A 20,087-nucleotide genomic window follows, 5' to 3' on the forward strand; every position below is an offset into this window, starting at 1 on the left:
GGTGCGCAGGGGAGGCCTACGGTGGACATATGCCCACACAGAACCCCGCCGCCCAGGCTCTCTCCGTCGACGTCCTCGTGATCGGTTGGGGCAAGGGCGGCAAGACCCTCGCCGCCGCACTCGGCGCCGCAGGCCGCCGCGTCGCCATGATCGAGCAGTTCGACACCATGCACGGCGGCACCTGCATCAACATCGGCTGCGTGCCCACCAAGACCCTGATCCACGACGCCGAACAGCGCCGCGGGGACGACGATCCGCAGCAGTTCTGGGCCGACGCCGTCGCCCGCCGCGACACCGTGGTGGGAAAGATGCGCGAGGTCAACCATCAAATGCTCGCCGAGCTCGACACGGTCACCCTGATCGACGGTCGTGCCCGGTTCACCGGGGGCCGCACCGTCGAGGTCACCGGCGGCGAGGACCGCCTCACGGTTACCGCCGAGGCCGTCGTCGTGAACACCGGCGCCGTCCCGTCGCGCCCGGACCTTCCCGGCATCGGCTCCCCGCGGGTGCACGACTCGACCACGCTGCAGCACGTGGACCCCTTCCCCGCCCGCCTCGTGATCATCGGAGCCGGACCGATCGGTCTCGAATTCGCCTCGATGTTCGCGGGATACGGGGCGGAGGTGACGGTGCTGAACCGCCGCGAGCGCCTGCTGCCTGATGAGGACGAGGACGTCGCCGCCGAGGTCACCGCCGTGCTCGACGACGAGGGGATCACCGTGCTGAACTCCGCCTCGGCGCAGTCGATCGAGGATGGCCCGTCGGCCGCCCGCGTGGTCGCGGACCTGAACGGGCAGGAGCGCCGGATCGATGCCGACGCGGTGCTGCTGGCCACCGGTCGCCGCCCCGCCACCGACGGGCTGGGGCTCGAGGCTGCGGGGATCGCCGCTGACGAGCGCGGCGCGATCACCGTCGACGAGCACCTGCGCACCACCGCCGAGGGCGTGTACGCGATCGGAGACGTGCACGGCGGTGAGCAGCAGACCTACCTCTCCCTCGACGACTTCCGGGTGGTGCTCTCACAGCTGACCGGCGAGGGGGCCCGCAGCACCGCTGACCGCATCGGCGTCCCGACCACCACCTTCCTCACCCCGCCGCTCGCGGCCATCGGCCTCACCGAGGCCGAGGCGCTCGCCGAAGGACGGAAGATTCTGGTGGCGAGCCAGAAGGTCGCCACGATCAAGGCGATGCCGCGCCCGAAGGCAGTGGCCGACCCACGCGGCCTGGTCAAGATCGTGGTCGACGCCGAGACCGACCAGATCCTCGGCGCACGCCTGTTCCACGTCGATGCGCAGGAGGTCATCAACCTCCTCGCGCTCGCCATGCGCACCGGCACCACCGCGACCGAGCTGAAGAACGGGATCTGGACCCACCCCTCCTCGACCGAGGCGCTCAACGAGACGCTCGGGCAGCTCGCCCCAGTGCAGGGGTGAGCGATGGGAAGCCCTGGCAGAGATAGGGTGCCTCCTGTGTTCTACGTACCCCGACTCTCCGCCTGAGAGCTGCCGCCGCGGGCGCCCGCGATGACGCGTGCGCCGATTTCGTGACGCCGTCAGCTCTCCTCGAAAGTCGGACACCCCGTGAACACCCTCGTGCACTCCTCCCTGCCCCGACGCGCCCTCTTCTCCAACGCAAGCGACGCAGCGGGGTACCAGCTCTACTCCACCGCGCTGTCGATCATCGTCGTCACCGTCCTGGGATTCAGCGCCACCCAGGTCGGCCTCCTCAACGCTCTCGGCACGCTCTCGTTCCTCTTCCTGGTGGTGCCGATCGGGGCCCTGGTGGACCGGATCGGCGCACCGCGCATCCTGGTCCTCTCCCTCGCTCTGAAGACCACCCTCGCCCTCGCCACCCTGCTCCTGGTGGTGTTCGGGCTCCTGAACACCGCGACCGCGATGGCGGTGGTGACCGTGATGGGCGTTGCCGTCGTCGCCTCGGAGAATGCCCAGGTCGCGGTCACCCCGATGCTGGTGGGAGCCAAGGACCGGATCGCGGACCTGGTCGCTCGGATGACCGCAGCAGACCGTGTCGCAGGCGTCGTGGCCCCCGCCGCAGCCGGTGCGCTGCTGGCGTTGGGCAGTGCCGCTGTCCCGCTCGCACTGGCGCTCGCGCTCTTCGTGCTCGCACTGCTGCCTGCGGCCTCGCTCCTCGGCCTCAGGACAGGGAGCTCCACAGCGGAGGGCGCTGGCTCAGATACAGAACCAGAGGCTTCTTCCACACAGGATGCGAGGCGGGCGGCTCCACCAGCAGTACGGGGTGCCTCCCTCGGCCATGGTTTTGTGGTGCTGTTCCAGGACCGCACGCTGCTGGCGACCACCCTGCTCGTGATGGCCGGCAACATCGGCCTCGCGATCGGAGATTCGGTCGAGTCGATCCTCGTGCTGCGCTTCCTCGACCTCGGAGTGCTGTTCTACGGGGTGCTCGGCACCATCGCTGCGCTCTCCGGGCTCGCTGCGGCAGCCGTGGCGCCGCGCATCGTGCGCGCTCTGCCGGTGCGGACCATCTTCGGCGTCGGCGCGGTGGTGCAGTCTGCGGTCGCCGCGCTGCCCCTGCTCGCCCTGCTGGTGCCGTCGACCGGGTACGTGGTGATGGGCGCCTTCAGTGCGCTGTGGTCGATCACCCTGACCATCACGAACATCGCCGGAGGCGCCTATGCGGCGGCAGCGGTGGATCCTGCGTCCCTCGGCCGCACCGCGGCTGCGCGCCGCATGCTCACGATGGGTGCCGTGCCGATCGCAGCCCTCGGAGGCGGGGTGCTGGCCGACCTCGCCGGCATGATCGCGCCCCTGATTGTCTGGCCTGCGGTGACCATCGCCGCCGCGCTGCTGTTCCTGCTGCTCGGGCGGCGCGAGAGGAGGGTGGGCGGCGGCGCACTCTGACTCTGATCGAGTCGTGGGAAGTGTGCGGTTCTCGCGGCCACAGCGCACGGATCTCACGACTGGCACGGCGCGGGGGCCGGCCCCGTTGCGGGCCGGCCCAGAACGCTGGGTGACGTCACTCCGCCGCGTTGGCTCCTGCACCGTCAGGCTCCGCGCCGGTGACGAACTCGCTCAGGTGCTGTGAGACGCGAGCCGGCTGGGCTCGTGGCAATACATCATGTGGCCGGCCTCGTAGTACTCGATGCGGATCCGCTCGGTGTAGTCCTCGCGCGGGATCGCGAGCTGGGCCAGCACGTGCTCGCTGGCGTGGAACGGGGTCGCGGCGTCGTGGTAGCCGTGGGAGACCAGCACCCGGGTGTGCGGCGACTTGCGCAGCAGGCGGGAGAGGTCCGAGGAGACCTCCACCGAACGGTTCTCGAAGTCCTTGTAGCTCCACGGATGCACGCGGCCGGACATGATCTCGTAGACCACGTCGGAGGAGAACTCGAGCTCGCTGCGCAGGTACTGGTTGATGGCCGCGGTGTACGACGGAGCGAGCTGGTCGATCGACGGATCGGTCTCCATCCTCCCGGAGTTCCCATCCCCGGCCGGCGCGGTGAAGCGTCCGTCGATGCGGCCGGTGACCAGGCCCTGATCGCGCAGCAGCTCGGCGAGGAAGGCCATGTGCTCCACCCGCAGATCCGCGCGCTCGACCCAGTCGGGGTCCACCCCGATCAGGGCGCCGATGCGGGCAGAGGCTTCCCGCTTCTGCTCGGGGGCCAGGCGCAGCCCGGCCGCGAGCAGCGCCGGGTACTCCTGCTCGGCGAAGGCCTCGGCCTCGTCGACCACGTCCTGCAGCAGCCGCTCCTCGTGCTTGTCGTGCGCGTGGGCGATCGCCGCATAGGTGGGCAAGTAGTGGAGGTAGGGCCGGTCGTTGCCGGCGTGGAAGCGGATGGTGCCGAAGTCGAGCACCGGGGAGATCAGCGCGATTCCGGCGATCGCCACGTAGTAGCGATCCATCAGATGTGCGGCGACCGCAGAGGCGCGGGTGGTGCCGTAGGACTCGCCGGCCAGGTAGATCGGGGAGGTCCAGCGCTGGTTGCGGCTCAGCCAGTCGATGATGAAGGAGGCGATGAGGTCGCGATCGGCGGTCAGGCCGTGGTGGCGGTCCGGCTTCTGTCCCGGCGCGGGGCGGGAGTAGCCGGTGGTCATCGCATCGACCACCACGAGGTCCGCGTCCTTCAGGATCGTCTCGTGGTTGTCGAGCAGCCGGTGCGGGGGAGCGGCCGGGGAGCCAGCATCCCCGGAATCCACGCGGCGCGGTCCCAGCAGCCCCAGGTGCAGCCACACCGTCGAGGCGCCCGGGCCGCCGTTGAAGGCGAACATCACCGGGCGCGGCTCATCCCCGCCGGTGCCCTGGGCGATGTAGGAGACGGAGAACGGCTCCGCGTACGCGGCTCCGCGCCCGTACTCCTCACCCTCCGGCTCCTCCTTCAGCACCACGGTGCCGGCGGTCGCCGTGTAGTCCAGCGGACCGTCGGGCAAGGAGAGCGAGTGGAGCGTCGTGACCAGGTGATCCTCGCGGGCGGGCTTCTCGGCGGCGGTCGACGGGACGGTGGACGTTCCTGCGGCGGTGTCTGCGGGGCGGGGCTGGTCGGTCACTCGTGCTCCTTCGTCGGATGCGGTGTCGGCATCGATGCTATGCGAGGGGAGCGGAGCCCTCTGCGCGGGGATCGGCCCGAGCTATCGGCCGCTGGGCTCGGGCTATCGGCTGCAAGGGCGGGGGCTCCCGGTCGCTGGGCTGGGGCTCCCGGTCTCTGCGGCCGAGCCGTGGTCCGTGGCAGGGCCGGGGCACGCAGGCGAGTGACACGCGGGGGTGGAACCGGCGAGACCACCGATATCTGCCAGATATGACAGGTATCGGTGGTCTCGATGGCGGGCGCCCAGCGTGTTGCGTGCAAGGAGCCGGGGCCAGGCCCGCCGCAGCTCAGTCGAGCGCCGCGATGTCGCGGGGCTCCTCGGCGCCGTCCTCGTTGTCGCGGACGACCATCCGGATCGGATCCACCTTCGTCCAGACGATGAAGAGGATCCCGAAGATCACCATCGCCAGGCCCGCCCAGAGGTTGGCGTTGACCCCACCGGTCTTCGCGGCCGCCTCCGGGGTGAAGGCGAAGATGCCCGCCCCCAGCAGCACCAGGCCGAACAGGCCCAGCAGGATGCCGATGAAGTTGCGGATGTCGAAGGCGCCGGCGGTCTGGACCGTCGCGTCCTCGGGGACTGCGGGAGCGTCGGAAGACTCGGGGGCGTTCTGCGCGCCCGGGGTCTGGTCCTTGTGTGCACTCATGGGTGTTCTCCTCCGTCCGCGCTCAGGCGAAGACGATGTTCAGGATGATGACCAGGACCAGGGCGATGCCGGCCATGGGAGCGGGACGGCGCCAGAAGGGCAGGTCCTTCGCCTCGGGATCGACCAGATCGGCCTTCGGGGTCTCGGAGTAGACCAGGCCCTTCAGCTCGTGGGCCGGCTTGGGGGCCGTGAACCGCGTGACGATCACCGAGACCACGATATCGACCACGAACGCGGTCGCGGCGCTGACGAAGGCGAGGCCCTGGCCGGGCAGCTCGAAGACGCCGAAGAACGTGGAGGCGGACCACAGCGCGACGGCGGCGAGGGTGCCCGAGACCAGGCCCGCCCAGCCGGCCGTCGGCGTCATCCGCTTCCAGAACATGCCCAGGATGAACGTCGCGAACAGCGGGGCGTTGAAGAACCCGAACAGGGTCTGCAGGTAGTCCATCAGGTTCGAGAACTGACCCGCGATCAGCGCGGTGAAGATCGCGATCACACAGGCCGCGGCGGTCGCGATGCGGCCGATGAGGGTGTAGTGCCCGTCGGGCGCACCCTTCTTCACGTACTGCTCGTAGAGGTCATAGGTGACCACGGTGTTGAAGGCGGAGATGTTCGCGGCCATGCCGGCCATGAACGCCGCCAGCAGGCCCGCGATCGCGACGCCCAGCAGGCCGTTGGGCAGCACGTCCCGCATCAGCAGCAGCAGGGCGTCGTTGTAGGTGACGCCGGAGGCGGCGGCGCCGGCGGCATCGCCACCGACGTCCAGCTGCTTGAACTCGGCGAGCTCGCCCACCAGCACCGCGGCGATCATGCCGGGCACGATCACGATGAAGGGGATCAGCATCTTGGGGAACGCGCCGATGATCGGCGTCATCCGGGCGGCGGTGATGGACTTCGATGCCATAGCGCGCTGGACCTCCACGAAGTTCGTGGTCCAGTAGCCGAAGGAGAGCACGAAGCCGAGGCCGAACACGATGCCCACGACGGACAGCACCGGGCTGTCGAAGCCGGACAGCGCCTGGCCGGGCCAGGTGTGCAGCTGCTCGGCGCCGCCCACGCCGTCACCGGCGATACGCTCCTTCATGCCCTCCCAGCCGCCCACGCGGTGCAGCCCGATCAGGGTCAGCGGCAGCAGCGCCGCGACGATCACGAAGAACTGCAACACCTCGTTGTAGATCGCGGCGGAGAGGCCGCCGACGGTGATGTAGAACAACACGAACGCGGCGGCGAGCACGAGGCCCACCCACATCGGCCAGCCCAGCAGGCGGTTCACGACGGTGGCCAGCAGGGAGAGGTTCACGCCGGCGATCAGCAGCTGTGCGACGGCGAAGCTGAGCGAGTTCACCAGGTGCGCCCCGGTGCCGAATCGCATTCGCATGAACTCGGGGACCGAGCGCACCTTCGAGCCGTAGTAGAAGGGCATCATCACCACGCCCAGGAACAGCATCGCCGGGACGGCGCCCACCCAGAAGTAGTGCATGGTCGGCAGGCCGTACTGGGCGCCGGTGGCGGACATGCCCATGATCTCGACCGCTCCGAGGTTCGCGGAGATGAAGGCGAGACCGGTGACCCAGGCGGGCAGCGAGCGGCCGGAGAGGAAGAATTCGATGGAGGTGGAGATGCCGCGCTTGGCATACCAGCCCACTCCGAGCACGAAGACGAAGTACAACGCGATGATCGCGTAGTCGATCCACTGGGCGTCGAGGCGGAGGTCGACCATGAAGCAGTTCCTTGGGGACGGGGAGGTGACGCGTCGACGGTGTGTACCGGGGTTGCGCGCGCAGGTGATGCGGCAGTTTCGAGATGCCGCGCCGAGACGCTACCACCGGGTCGGCAGATTCGTGCACCCAGATGCCACAAACGTGAGACAGGAGCGCCTCCGCGTGGTATACGCCGCACCTCAAGGGCTGGGAAGGGTGCGGGGCGCTCGCGCCGGGCTGCCGGGCCGCCTTCCGTGCCGGGCCCCGACGCTGGTACCGTCTGGTCGAGTGAACGTTCACGGTCGGGCCCTTGGATCCGCCGGATGAAGGTCACGCTCTGGTGCAATTCAAAGAAGAACAGGGACAGGGAGAGCGATGAAGCCACGTCTTTCACGTCGAGCAGCGCTGGCGGGAGGCGGGGCGGCACTGGCCGCCAGCCTCGCCGCCTGCGCGCCACCGAACCCCGGCGAGGTGAACGCCGAACCCACCATCCCGCCCGCGGATGGCAAGGTTCATCTCTCATACTGGGCCTGGCTCAAGGACCTGCAGAAGGTCTGCGACGTCTTCAACGCCTCGCAGGACCGCATCCACGTCGACGCGACCTGGATCCCCGGCGGAAACACCGGCGGCTACGCGAAAATCCTCTCCGCGATCGCCGCCGGCGGCGGGCCGGACATCGCCCAGGTCGAGCTGCGCCAGGTTCCCGAGTTCGCGCTCGCCGGCGCTCTGGTGGACCTCTCGCGCTATGGCTTCGAGGAGCAGGCGTCGAAGTTCGATCCAGGCGCGATCAGCCAGGCGAAGGTCGGCGACACCTACTGGGCCGTCCCGCAGGACACCGGCCCCGTGGCCACCTTCTACAACCGCGAGGTGCTCGAGGACGAGCTGGGTCTTTCCGCCCCGGCCACCTGGGACGAGTTCTACGAGACCGCCGGCATCGTCTCCGAGGCCGGCAAGAGCCTGATCAGCCTCGATCCCTCGGATGGCTCCCACCCGATCGCCTGGGTGATGCAGTCCGGTGCGAACTGGTTCCGCCCCGAGGATGACGGCTGGGTCGTGGACATGCTCGGTGACGCCTCGATGCGGGTCGCCGAGTACTGGGACAAGATCTTCGCCGAGAAGCTCGTCGGCACCGGTTATGGCTCCTACACCACCCCTGGTACGCCGCCGCGGCGGACGGCAACGTCCTCGCCTCCATCAGCGGCTCCTGGTCCGACGCGCTGAACAAGACCGTCCCCGGCGGGGAGGGCAAGTGGGCCGTGGCCCCGATGCCCACCTGGCCCGACGGCTATGCCTCCGGCGGCCACGGCGGCTCAGCGGCCGCAGTGTCCTCCACCAGTCAGCATCCCGCCGAGGCGCTCGAGTTCCTGACCTGGATGTGCTCCGACCCCGCCGGGATCGACGCCATGATCGAGCACTCCGGCATCGGCTGGTCCCCGGCCGCCGACTACATCGGCGAGATCCGGCAGCAGCCCGACGAGTTCTTCTCCGGGCAGAACTACAACGAAGAGGTCATCGTGCCGATGGCCGAGGGCCAGAACCTCGAGTGGACCTGGGCGCCGATGATGCAGCGCGTGCAGGCCATCGTCGGTGACGGCATGACCACTGCGGTCACCGGCGAGGTGCCGCTGGCCGATCTGTTCGCCGACGCGCAGACCGAGATCGTCGAGATCATGCGCACCATCGGCCTGAACGCGGAGGAGGCACGATGAGATCGAGAACTGCCCCCTGGGTGCTGCTGGCACCCTTCCTGGTGCTGTTCATCGGCACCATGATCATCCCGATCATCATGGCGATCGGCTACAGCTTCACCCGGGTCGAGCGCTCGGGCCTGTTGGGTGAGGCCGGCGTCGAGAGCGTCTTCGCAGGCCTGTCGAACTACATCGCCGCGCTGACCAACGCCAACTTCATCGCGTCGATCGGGCGAATGGTCCTGTTCGGCGCGGTGCAGGTGACGGTGATGATCGTCGCCGCCACGGTCCTGGCGCTGCTGCTGGAGACCGCCTCGGCGAAGTGGCCGGGCTTCTTCCGCGCCGCCTACTTCCTGCCCTACGGGATCCCCGGCGTGATCGCCACGATCCTGTGGTCGTTCCTGTACATCCCCGGCCTCTCGCCGATCGTGGACGTGCTGGGCGCGGTGGGGATCAACATCGACTTCCTGGGCCCGAACATGGTGCTGTGGTCGATCGCGAACATCGTGACCTGGACCTACACCGGCTACAACATGCTGATCATCATCGCTCAGCTGAAGTCCATCCCCGGCGAGCTGTACGAGGCCGCGAAGATCGACGGCGCGAGCACCTTCCGCGTCGCAATGGCGATCCAGCTGCCGCTGATCCGCCCCGCCCTGCTGCTGACGGTGATCTTCTCGATCATCGGCACCCTGCAGCTGTTCGCCGAGCCGCGGCTGCTGCAGACCATGAGCGCCGGGATCACCTCGGAGTACACCCCGAACATGTCCGCCTACGCCTTCGCGTTCCAGTACAACGACATCGGCATGGCGGCCGCCCAGTCCGTGATCATCGCCCTGGCCGCCTTCCTGCTCTCGGCGATCGCGCTGGGGGTCTCCAACTGGACGGAGAAGCGCTCATGAGCACCACCGACATCGACGAGACGACGACCGGACGACGCAAGCCGCTCGGCAACGCCGCCAAGGCAGCCCGCGGTGACGGCCGCGCGGGTGCTCGCGACGCCGGTCGCAAGCCGACCACCACGATCATCATCACCGCACTGCTGGCGATTGTGGCGCTCTACTTCCTGGTCCCCGTCTATTGGGTGGTCATCAACGCCACCAAGTCCACCGAGGACCTCTTCGGCACCAGCGGGTTCTGGTTCGGCGAGAACTTCCAGCTGTTCGAGAACCTCGGCGCGGTGCTCTCCGCCAACGACGGGATCTTCCCGCGCTGGGGCTTGAACTCCCTGCTGTACGCGGGCGTGGGCTCGGTGCTGGCGACCTACTTCGCCACCGCCGCCGGCTACGCGCTGGCCAAGTACCGCTTCCCGGGCCGGGGCTTCGTGTACGCGCTGGTCCTGGGCGGCGTGCTGGTGCCCGGCACCGCCGTGGCGCTGCCGCTGTTCTTCCTGTTCAGCTCGATCGGCATCACCAACACCTACTGGTCGGTGCTGATCCCCTCGCTGGTGAGCCCCTTCGGATTGTTCCTCGCCTCGATCTACGCGAGCGCCGCGGTGCCCGACGAGATGCTCGAGGCGGGCCGGATCGACGGCGTGGGGGAGCTGGGCCTGTTCCATCGCCTCGCCCTGCCCCAGCTGACCCCGGCGCTGGTGACCATCCTGCTGTTCCAGTTCGTCGCGATCTGGAACAACTACATGCTCCCGCTGGTCATGCTGGCCGACGAGAAGCTGTACCCGATCACCCTGGGCCTGGATAACTGGCGGGCCCAGACGGACCGGCTGCCGGAGTTCTACCAGCTCACCATCGGCGGCGCTCTGCTGTCGGTGATCCCGCTGGCGATCCTCATCCTGGTGCTGCAGCGCTTCTGGCGCGGCGGCCTCACCGAGGGCTCGGTCAAGGGCTGACCCTTTCGGCCTGACCCATGGTCGGGCACCGGTGCTCAGGCGCCGGTGCCCGACCATCGTCATGTGCGGGCGGTGCGGCACCGGGACTCGTCGCTGCGGCGCTGGGAGTCGTCGTCCCTTGCCACGGGGCGCCTGCTCATCGTTCGATAGAGGCATGAGCACCACCTCTGCCTCCGCACACTCCGAGCTGCGGCGCCCCCGCTGCGCCGTCGCTCGCTGCTGGCCGCCTCGGCGCTGCTGCCGCCTCTCGCCCTGGGCCTGGCCGCGTGCGGAGGGCAGGACGAGGGGGAGCAGCCGGATCTTGCCGCGGAGCTGCCGCGCGCCGAGCCGGGCCCCGCGGAGGGTGCCGGGGAGCTCGTCTCCCCTTCACTGCGCGGATGCTCGGCGCGATCGATCGCGGGGAGGTCAACGCGGTCTGCTCGCCGCTGTCTGCGCAGGTTGCACTGACGATGGTGGGCATGGGCGCCGCCGGGCAGACCCTCGCCCAGATGGAGGACGCCCTCGGCGGCAGCATGGATGAGCTCGCCCGCGCCGCGAACACCCTCTCCCAGCAGCTGGAGGTCATCGGTGATGCGGAGCGCGAGGAGGACGACGACGAGGCCCCTGAGCCGGCCCGCGCCTCGCTCGTCAACGGGACCTGGCTGCAGGAGGGCTACGAGATCCAGGAGTCCTATCTCGAGGACCTCGCCACCTGGTTCGGCAGCGGGCTCTGGGAAGCGGACTTCACCGAGGACGCCGCCCGCGAGGAGGCCCGCAGCGAGATCAACGACTGGGTCTCCGACTCCACGAACGACCTCATCGAGGAGCTGATCCCCGAGGGCTTCCTGGCCGCAGAAACCCGCCTGGTCCTGGTCAACGCCCTGCATCTGAAGGCCGCCTGGCCGACAGAGCTCGGCAAGAGCGGCGGCACCTTCACCACCGCAGGCGGCGAGGAGCGCAGCACCGAGATGCTCCACGGCTCCACCGCCACCTGGCATGAGGACGAACTGTGCCGCGCAACCTCCCTGGACACCTACGGCGGCGCGCTCGCCCTCGCCCTCGTCCAGCCCACCGGTGAGCTCGACGAGGTGCTCGATGCCTGGGCCGAGGACAGCGCCGCACTCTCCGCTCTGCTCAGCGGCCTCGAGGACTCGCAGGTCTCGACTCAGCTGAGCATGCCCGCCTTCGACATCGACTGGGACGCCTCGCTGAAGGAGGTGCTGGGCAGCCTCGGCATGACCGACGCCTTCACCGACGCGGCTGATCTCTCCGGGATCACCGGCCAGGCGGATCTGCTGATCTCCGATGTGGTGCACAAGGCTGTCATCACGGTCGACGAGCAGGGGATGGAGGCTGCGGCTGCGACCGCGGTGGCCATGGACACCACCTCCGCGGACGTGGAGATGCAGGAGCTGGTGCTGGACTCCCCGTTCCTGTTCGTCGCCTACGAGCGGGAGACCCTCGCACCGCTGGTGGTCGGCTGGATCGGGGATCCGACGCAGACCCGCTGAACACATCCCAGCACGCAGTCGCGCCCGTCGTGCCGCCCGCCGCCCCGCTTGCCCCGTCGGCCGCTGACGGATTGGATGGACCGATGGTTACCGCCTTCACCGCCCGACTGCTCGCGAGCATCGACCGCAGCCCCTCAACGCCGTCTGTTCTCCGCTGTCCGCGCAGGTCGCTCTGACCATGGCCGGGCTCGGCGCCCGCGGCGCGACGCGTGATCAGATGGAGCAGGTGCTCGGAGGGAACATGGAGCACTTGGCCCGCACCGCCCAGGAGTTGCGCGAGGTGCTCGCCGCCGTCGGGGATGCGGAGCGGTCCCGCGCACGGTCCGGCGGCCCCGAGCCGGCCCGCGCCTCGCTGGTCGGCGGGGCCTGGGCGCAGCAGGGCACGGCGGTGCGGCCCGAGTACCGCGAGCAGCTCGCCACCGGGTTCGGTGCCGACCTTGGAGAGATCGACGTGCGCGAGGACGAGAACCGCGAGGCGGGCCGTCGGGAGATCAACGCCTGGGTCGAGGAGCAGACGAACCACCTGATCCAGGAGCTGATCCCGCCCGGCGCGCTCACCGCCCGCGAACGGCTGGTGCTGGTCAGCGCCCTGCACGTGAAAGCGGCCTGGCCTGCACCGCTGACGGCCACGCAGGGTGACTTCACCACCGCCGACGGCACCGTGCGCGCGGTGCAGATGCTCAGCGGCACCGCGAAGGGCTGGTACGAGGACGCGCACTGCCGCGCCACCGCATTGCCCACGGCCGGCGGCGAGATCGCCCTGGCGCTGATCCAGCCCGCCACCGGTATCGACGAGGTGCTCGAGGCCTGGGCGCAGGACGCCGAGCAGCCCGGGACCGGCCTCGACGCGCTCCTCGAGGGCCTCGGCGGCTCATCGGATCGCGTCGGCCTCACCGTCCCCGCCCTCGACATCTCCTGGGACGAGGAGCTGAACGGGCCCCTGCAGAAGCTCGGCATGACCGAGGCCTTCAGCCCCGGCGCCGACTTCACCGGGATCGCCGAGGGTGCGGACTGGTTCCTCTCGCTGGTGCTGCAGAAGGCCGTGCTCACCGTGGACGAGCACGGGATGGAGGCCGCCGCCGCGACCGCGCTGATGACTCGGATGGCCGCCGCCGCGCCCCCGCAGCGTCGGCTGGTGCTGGACTCCCCGTTCCTGGTCCTCGCCTACGAGACCTCCACCCGCGCCCCGCTGGTGGCCGGCTGGATCGGGGACCCCACCCGCACCGGTTGACGGACGTCCCCTCTCGGCAGCTGCCCCGGCGCATACCCTGGTCATACGCACTTCTGGATCGTTCTCGCAATGGAGGAGACATGACCGCTGCACGACCCTGGCCGCTCGGAGTCGACGGAATCGCCTACGGCGGGGACTACAACCCCGAGCAGTGGCCCCGGGAGGTGCGGCTCGAGGACATCGAGCTGATGCGCGAGGCCGGGGTGACCCTGCTCAGCGTCGCGATCTTCTCCTGGGCCATGCTCGAACCGCGCGAGGGCGAGTACGACTTCGACTGGCTCGACGAGGTCATGGACAACCTCGCCGACGCCGGCATCAAGGTCGCGCTCGCGACCGCGACCGCCTCCCCGCCGCCGTGGCTGACCCGCCAGCACCCCGAGATCCTCCCCGTCACCGAGGACGGCACCGCTCAGCCAGGGCGGACGGCAGGCCTACGCCGTCTCCTCACCCCTGTTCCGCGAGTACGCGCTGACGATGACTCGCGTCATGGCCGAGCGGTACCAGGAGCATCCCGCGCTCGCGATGTGGCATGTCGACAACGAGCTGGGCTGCCACGTGCCTCACGACTACTCCGACCATGCAGCGACAGCCTTCCGGCGCTGGCTCGAGGCGCGGTACGAGAGCATCGAGGTGCTCAACGAGGCCTGGGGCACGGCCTTCTGGTCCCAGCGCTATGACTCGTTCGAGGAGATCCTGCCGCCGCGTGCCGCCCCCACCTACGCCAACCCCACCCAGCAGCTCGACTTCGCCCGCTTCTCGAGCGATGAGCTGCTCACCCACTACCGGGCGCTGCGCGAGGTGCTGCGTGAGGTCACCCCGCACGTCCCCGCCACCACGAACTTCATGCTCTCGAGCGCCACGAAGTGGATGGACTACTTCTCCTGGGCGGAGGACGTGGACGTGGTCGCCAACGACCACTACTTGATCGCCGCCGATCCCCGCAGCCAGATCGAGCTGGCCTTCGCCGCGGATCTCTCCCGCGGCGTCGCCGGCGGTGACCCGTGGATCGTCATGGAGCACTCCACCTCCGCGGTGAACTGGCAGCCCCGCAACCGCACCAGGGACGCGGGGAGATGCTGCGCAACTCCCTCTCGCACGTCGCCCGCGGGGCCGACGGGGTGATGTTCTTCCAGTGGCGCCAGTCCAAGGCTGGCGCGGAGAAGTTCCACTCGGCGATGGTCCCGCACGGCGGGCGCGACACCGACGTGTGGCGCGGCACCGTGGCGCTGGGCCGCGCGCTCGACTCCCTCGCCCCGGTGCACGGCAGCCGCGTGCTGAACCGGGTCGCACTCGTCATGGACTACCCCTCGTGGTGGGCCAGCGAGCTGGACTCCCACCCCACCCAGGCCCTGCGCTACAGCGAGGAGATGCTGCGCTGGTACACCGCGCTGTGGGACCTCGGCATCGGTGTGGACATCGTCCCCACCAGCACCGATCTGACCGGTTACGAGCTGGTGATCGCCCCGACGCTCTACACCGTGAGCGAGCCGGAGTCGGAGCGCCTGGTCGAGGCTGCTCGGGCCGGCGCCCAGGTGGTCATCACCTTCTTCTCCGGGATCGTGGACGAGAACGAGCACATCTACCTCGGCGGCTATCCCGGCGCGTTCCGGGATCTGCTGGGCGTGCGCACCGAGGAGTTCTACGCCCTGCAGGAGGGCGAGATCCTGCACCTGGACGACGGCACCGCCGCGGACATGTGGAGCGAGAAGACCCACCTCGAGGGCGCCGAGGCGAAGCGCACCTGGGCCGACGGGCCGCTGCACGGCTGGCCCGCCGTGACCCGCAACCCGGTGGGGGAGGAGGGCGGCGCCGCCTGGTACGTGGCAGCCCGCCCCTCCGCCGAGGGGCTCGAGGCACTGGTGGATGAGATCGCCGCCGCTGCTGGGGTGGAGGCGGCAGTGCCGGGTCTGCACCGTGACGTGGAGGCGGTGCGCCGCTTCGCCGAGGACGGCACGACCTACCTGTTCGTGCTGAACCACTCCGACCGCGACCAGGTGGTGCAGGTCAGCGGCCAGGAGCTGCTGCGCGGCACCGACGCGGACGGCGCCCACACCGTGCCCGCCGGCGCGGTGGCGGTGATCCGCGAGAGCTGAGCGACGCCCCCCGGGCCTCGCCTCTGGGTCGCCCCGCCCCGCCCCGCCCGGCCTGAGCCTCAGCCGGTTACACGTCGACCGTTGCGCAGTTGGCGTTATGGAGAGCCACAACGCCCGCTGTGCAGCGGTCGACGGGGCAAGGGGCCAGAGAGACCAGCCGAGCACGGGGCAGCGGTGCCTCGCGGTGCCGCTCGGACGCGGGCTCCGGCTCGGCTCGGGCGCGGAATCGTGAGGCATCCCGGAGGGCGGGGCCCTGCTCAGCCCCACCTGACAGACTCGTGTAAGACGTTTAACCCGAGAGGACTCTCAACGATGACCGCCCTGCTCCAGCCCACCCCCGACGGGTTCCTCCGTGACGGGGAGCCGCACCTCGTGATCTCCGGTGCGATCCACTACTTCCGCGTCCACCCCGAGCAGTGGCGCGACCGGCTGCGCCGCCTGGTCGCGATGGGCTGCAACACGGTGGAGACCTACGTGGCCTGGAATGTGCACCAGCCGGTACGCGGGGTCACCACCTTCGAGGGCATCGCGGATCTGGGCCGCTTCCTCGACATCGCTGCGGAGGAGGGATTGGATGCGATCGTGCGCCCCGGCCCGTACATCTGCGCCGAGTGGGAGAACGGCGGCTTCCCCGGCTGGATCCTCGCCGACCGCAACCTGCGCCTGCGCAACCGCAACGCCCCTACCTCGAGCTGGTCGATGCCTGGTTCGACCAGCTGATCCCGGTGATCGCCGCACGCCAGACCTCCCGCGGCGGGAGCGTCGTGATGGTGCAGGTGGAGAACGAGTACGGCAGCTTCGGCGACGACAAGGTGTACCTCGCCCACCTCCGTGACGGTCTGATCGAGCGCGGCATCGAGGAGTTGCTGGTGACCTCCGACGGCCCGGCCCGGCGCTGGCTGACCGGCGGCACCGTGGATGGGGCGCTGGCCACCGTGAACTTCGGCTCGCGCACTCTCGAGGTGCTCGAGATGACCGAGCGCGAGCTGCCCGCCCAGCCGCAGATGTGCATGGAGTTCTGGAACGGATGGTTCGACCACTGGGGCGAGGAGCACCACGAGCGCACCGGCGGGGACGCCGCGGGGGAGCTCGCGGACATGCTCGACAACGGCATGAGCCTCAACTTCTACATGGCCCACGGCGGCACCAACTTCGGCATGCGGGCCGGCGCCAACCACTTCAGCTTCCTGCAGCCCACCACCACCAGCTACGACTACGACGCCCCTATCGCGGAGAACGGTGCGCTCACCGAGAAGTTCCGGGCGTTCCGCGAGGTCATCGCGAACCATCAGGAGCTGCCCCCGCTCGAGGAGCACCTCGAGCAGCTGGGCCTCGTCGCGCAGCCAGCGACCCTGCCCGCTGGTGAGGTGAGGATCGAGAAGGTCGTCTCCCTGCGCGGCACCGAGCGGTTCACCCGCCCCGCCGAGGAGCACCCCACCCCGCCCGCCTTCGAGGACCTCGGCCTCGAGCGCGGCCTGCTGCGCCTCTCCCGCGAGATCGAGATCGCGGCCGAGGTGGTGGACGGCGAGACCCGCATCCAGCCGCTGCGCCTCTACGACCTGCACGATCGTGCCTGGCTGTATGTCGACGGGATCAACGTCGGCGCGACCGGTGTGGTCGGCAACGAGGAGAGCGAGATCGACCCGGCGACGATCGAGCTGACACCCTTCGCGGAGCGCCTGCTGCCCGAGGGAGGCCACCGCACCGTGCGCGTGGACATCCTGGTGGAGAACCTGGGCCGGGTGAATTTCGGTCCGAAGCTCGGGGAGCGCAAGGGCATCCTCGGCGGTGTCTGGCAGACGATCCGCTTCCTCAACGGCTGGGAGGCGGATGCCTGGCCGCTCGAGGACATGGGGGAGGAGCTCGCCGCACTGCTCGAGACCGCCCCCGCCCTCGACGGCCCCAGCGACGCCGACGACCTGCCAGTCCTGGTGGGCGCCTCCTTCGACGCGAAGAGCCCGGAGGACACCTTCCTCGACGTCTCCGGCGCCGGCCACGGCGTCGCCTACGTCAACGGCTTCTGCGTGGGCCGCTACTGGAACATCGGCCCCCAGCTGACCCTCTACGTCCCCGCGCCGCTCGTGCGCGAGGGCCGCAACGAGGTGCTGCTGCTGGATCTCGAGAAGCAGCCGACGCAGCTCGTGCTCGCCGAGGAGCACGTCTTCGGCCGCACCGACGGCTGAGTCCGCAGGCATCCTGGATGCACTGCAGGCCCGACCGGGTGACCGGTCGGGCCTGCGGTGTTCTTGGCGGGTCAGCTCACAGGGAGCTCGACGGCGTGACCGGGACGTCGTCGGGCAGCACCGCGGCGAACTCCTCGAGGATCTTCAGGCCGCCGCCCTCTTCCCAGTCCTTGACCGCGGCGGTGAAGTCGTCGAGGGTCTTGCGGCCCTGGATGACGTCGTTGCGCACGTCGTTGAGGCGTGCGGAGAGCTCGGTGCCCTTGTCCGAGCTCGTGTCCGAGTAGAGACCGTTGGTGGGGCGGCGCATCATCAGCTCGAGCAGCTCCTGCTCCTTGCCGTAGATGTACTCGGAGTCGGAGGGAATCGTGTTGTAGATGACGCCCTCGCCAGCGGTCATGATGTTCAGCGCGCTGACCAGGCCGGGCACCTCGGCGTCGGCGTCACCGATCGGGACGTAGTTGCCGTCCTCGACCTCGAAGTCCTTGCCCTCGGTGCCGTAGTTCTTCTGCACGAACTCGACGGTGCCGAAGGGAGCCGAGAGCCAGTTGACGAGGTCCAGCAGCTCGCGGATCTTCGCCTCGTCGTCCGTCTTCTTGAACGGGGTGAAGCCCACGGTCCCGTAGCCCATGTTGTAGACCGGGCGACGCCCCTCGACAGCGGAGAACGGGACCATGATGTCCGCGAGCAGATCGGAGTTGTACTGCCGGTACTCGGTGGCACCGCGTGGGCCGACCGACACCAGCGCTCCGATCGAGCCGTTGGCGAAGTCCTGTGCGGTCTCGGCGTGGTTGAGATCCGGGTAGAACGCCCCGGCCGCGAACACCTTCTGTGCGTACTCGAGGGTCTCGAGGTATTCGTCCATCTGGTGATTCGCGGTGAGGGTGCGGTCCTCGTTGACTCGGTACTGGTTCGGCACTCCGAACCACTGGCTGAACATGTGGAAGGCGTTGGGCAGGAAGGGCTCGAGGGCCCAGCGCTTGCCCGGGATCAGGATCTCCTTGCACTTCTCGAGGAACTCCTCGGCGCTGGCGGACTGGAAGCCGTCGACCTCATCCCACACTGAGGGGTTGCCCAGGTACACCTGGCCGAAGGGTGTCGAGGGGATCGGTGCGCCCCAGATCTTCCCGTTCACCACGGCCGTGCGCCAGGAGCCCGGCGTCAGCGCCGCGAGGTTCGGGTACTCCAGCACCGCATCGCCCGAGAGGTACTCGGTGAGATCGGTGAACTGGGACTCGAGCATCGGGCCGATGTTCGGGATGCCCTGGTTCGGCGGCACCCACATCAGGTCCGGAAGTTCCCCGGAGGCGAGGATGGTCGCGAACTTCTCGGGATAGGAGTCGATCGCGATGTCGAGCTTCAGGGTGCCGCCCAGTGCCTCGTTCAGCCGCCCCCACATGCCGTTGCTGTCCATCGGGGTGGGCGGGGTGGCGAAGGTCTGCGTCAGCGCCGTGATCTCGCCGGAGGTGATCGGCGGTCCGTCGGTGGTCTCGATGAGCTCCTCGGGAGCCTTGAGGAAGACGTTGTGCAGCCCCTCCTCGTTGCCAGGCAGGTCGGGCGTGAGCCCTTCGATCGGCTGATAGGTGGGCAGCTCCAGGGTCGCGGAGGCTTCGGCGCCGCCGTCCTGCTGCTGCTCCCGCCACCGCAGGCGGTGGCGCCCGTGGCCACTGCAGCGGCGCCCGTGAGGGCGAAGAGGTCACGTCGTCGGATCTCGAACCGCATTCGGGATTCCTTTCCTGGGGGCGCCCTGCTGGGCGCCGAAATGGGGAGTGGGCGTCAGCCCTTGATGGCGCCGGTGATGACGCCCTTGGAGAAGTACTTCTGGAGGAAGGGGTAGACCATCACGATCGGGGCCAGCGCCACGACGACGACGGCCATCTTGATGGACTGCGGCGGCGGTGCCTGCTGGACGCCGAGCTGATCGGCGGTCAGGGAGGTGCCCTGGATGACATAGCTGCGCAGGATCATCTGAATCGGCCAGAGGGACTGGTCGTTGATGTAGAGCATCGCGTTGAAGAACGCGTTCCAGAACCCGACCGCGTAGAACAGGCCGATGACGGCGATGACCGCCTTCGACAGCGGGAGCACCACGGTGCGCAGGATCCGGAAATCGCTCGCACCGTCGATGCGCGCCGCTTCCATGAGCTCCGACGGGATCCCCATGAAGAACGAGCGCATCACGATGAAGTTGAAGCCGGCGAACACGCCCGGCAGGATCAGCGACCAGATCGAGTTCAGCAGGCCCAGCTGCTTGATCATGAGGAACATGGGGATGATGCCCGGGCTGAAGAACAGCGTCAGGATGATGGCCATCAGCATGAACTTGCCGCCGACCACGGGCCGGCTGAGCGCGTACGCCATGCAGATCGTCACGAACAGCGCCATCAGGGTGCCGACCACGGTGACGAAGACGCTCACGCCGAGGGACCGGAAGACCAGGGGGCTGGAGAAGATCGTCCGGTACGACTCGAGGGTCGGATCGGTGGGGAACAGGACGTAGCCGCCGGCTTCTCGGATCTGCTCACCTGAGGCGAGCGAGGTCGAGATGACCACCAGCATCGGCACGATGATCGACAGGCTGATCGCGACGATCACGAAGGTCTTCGCGATGGTCAGCGGCAGGCTCGGTTCTCCATCCATCCAGGCCGGGCGGGTCG

Annotated in this window: 14 protein-coding genes and 2 pseudogenes; 11 read left to right on the forward strand and 5 right to left on the reverse strand. The window is 69.1% G+C overall.

Translation table 11 applies throughout. The annotated features are described in order from the left end of the window. Positions 1-29 precede the first annotated feature (29 nt). A complete protein-coding gene (locus tag H3H54_RS02740) occupies positions 30-1,433 on the forward strand; it encodes an NAD(P)/FAD-dependent oxidoreductase (protein WP_262425413.1) in 1,404 nt (467 codons plus the stop codon). Between the two features lie 147 nt (positions 1,434-1,580). Beyond that, positions 1,581-2,879 carry an MFS transporter gene (locus tag H3H54_RS02745; RefSeq protein ID WP_262425414.1) on the forward strand — a complete coding sequence of 433 codons (1,299 nt, stop codon included), beginning with the start codon at positions 1,581-1,583 and terminating at the stop codon, positions 2,877-2,879. A gap of 171 nt (positions 2,880-3,050) precedes the next feature. Here H3H54_RS02745 and H3H54_RS02750 read toward each other — a convergent pair whose 3' ends face one another. From H3H54_RS02750 to H3H54_RS02760, 3 genes are all read right to left on the reverse strand, one after another. After that, positions 3,051-4,520 (reverse strand): S10 family peptidase, encoded by a 1,470-nt coding sequence (locus H3H54_RS02750; RefSeq protein WP_262425415.1) that lies wholly within the window; start codon positions 4,518-4,520, stop codon positions 3,051-3,053. 325 nt (positions 4,521-4,845) lie between these two features. Further along, positions 4,846-5,202: a hypothetical protein gene (locus tag H3H54_RS02755; RefSeq protein ID WP_262425416.1), complete on the reverse strand. Its 357-nt coding sequence runs from the start codon at positions 5,200-5,202 to the stop codon at positions 4,846-4,848. Positions 5,203-5,224: 22 nt separating this feature from the next. After that, entirely contained in the window at positions 5,225-6,922 is a 1,698-nt protein-coding gene (locus H3H54_RS02760) for a sodium:solute symporter family protein (RefSeq protein ID WP_262425417.1), read from the reverse strand. A 451-nt stretch (positions 6,923-7,373) separates the two neighbouring features. Between H3H54_RS02760 and H3H54_RS02765 the strand changes: the two genes are divergently transcribed. The 9 genes and pseudogenes from H3H54_RS02765 (at position 7,374) to H3H54_RS19395 (ending at position 17,433) form a co-directional block, all read left to right on the forward strand. Then, positions 7,374-8,123, forward strand: a complete 750-nt coding sequence (locus H3H54_RS02765; protein WP_262425418.1) for an ABC transporter substrate-binding protein — start codon at positions 7,374-7,376, stop codon at positions 8,121-8,123. Then, complete coding sequence (locus tag H3H54_RS02770; RefSeq protein WP_262426384.1) at positions 8,120-8,611, forward strand: extracellular solute-binding protein; 492 nt, start codon at positions 8,120-8,122, stop codon at positions 8,609-8,611. Before H3H54_RS02765 ends, H3H54_RS02770 begins: the two co-directional genes overlap by 4 nt. Beyond that, positions 8,608-9,492 carry a carbohydrate ABC transporter permease gene (locus H3H54_RS02775; protein ID WP_262425419.1) on the forward strand — a complete coding sequence of 295 codons (885 nt, stop codon included), beginning with the start codon at positions 8,608-8,610 and terminating at the stop codon, positions 9,490-9,492. Before H3H54_RS02770 ends, H3H54_RS02775 begins: the two co-directional genes overlap by 4 nt. Beyond that, positions 9,489-10,436, forward strand: coding sequence for a carbohydrate ABC transporter permease (locus H3H54_RS02780; protein WP_262425420.1), 948 nt, complete (start codon positions 9,489-9,491; stop codon positions 10,434-10,436). Before H3H54_RS02775 ends, H3H54_RS02780 begins: the two co-directional genes overlap by 4 nt. Positions 10,437-10,813: 377 nt before the next feature. After that, positions 10,814-11,926: a serpin family protein gene (locus H3H54_RS02785; RefSeq protein WP_262425421.1), complete on the forward strand. Its 1,113-nt coding sequence runs from the start codon at positions 10,814-10,816 to the stop codon at positions 11,924-11,926. Positions 11,927-12,104: 178 nt separating this feature from the next. Next, positions 12,105-13,157, forward strand: coding sequence for a serpin family protein (locus H3H54_RS02790; RefSeq protein WP_262425422.1), 1,053 nt, complete (start codon positions 12,105-12,107; stop codon positions 13,155-13,157). Positions 13,158-13,237: 80 nt separating this feature from the next. Further along, a pseudogene (locus tag H3H54_RS02795) lies at positions 13,238-15,250 on the forward strand (beta-galactosidase). Between the two features lie 312 nt (positions 15,251-15,562). Beyond that, positions 15,563-17,019 (forward strand): annotated as a pseudogene (locus tag H3H54_RS02800) (beta-galactosidase family protein); the annotation flags it as partial. A gap of 81 nt (positions 17,020-17,100) precedes the next feature. Next, positions 17,101-17,433 carry a hypothetical protein gene (locus H3H54_RS19395; protein WP_395963695.1) on the forward strand — a complete coding sequence of 111 codons (333 nt, stop codon included), beginning with the start codon at positions 17,101-17,103 and terminating at the stop codon, positions 17,431-17,433. A 76-nt stretch (positions 17,434-17,509) separates the two neighbouring features. Here H3H54_RS19395 and H3H54_RS02805 read toward each other — a convergent pair whose 3' ends face one another. Beyond that, positions 17,510-18,844, reverse strand: a complete 1,335-nt coding sequence (locus H3H54_RS02805; protein ID WP_262425423.1) for a sugar ABC transporter substrate-binding protein — start codon at positions 18,842-18,844, stop codon at positions 17,510-17,512. 362 nt (positions 18,845-19,206) lie between these two features. Beyond that, on the reverse strand, positions 19,207-20,070 hold the full coding sequence (locus H3H54_RS02810; RefSeq protein WP_395963697.1) for a carbohydrate ABC transporter permease: 864 nt from the start codon (positions 20,068-20,070) through the stop codon (positions 19,207-19,209). Positions 20,071-20,087: the final 17 nt, after the last annotated feature.

Origin of the sequence: Brachybacterium sp. Z12 (assembly GCF_014400405.1) — a bacterium.
GTDB lineage: Bacteria > Actinomycetota > Actinomycetes > Actinomycetales > Dermabacteraceae > Brachybacterium.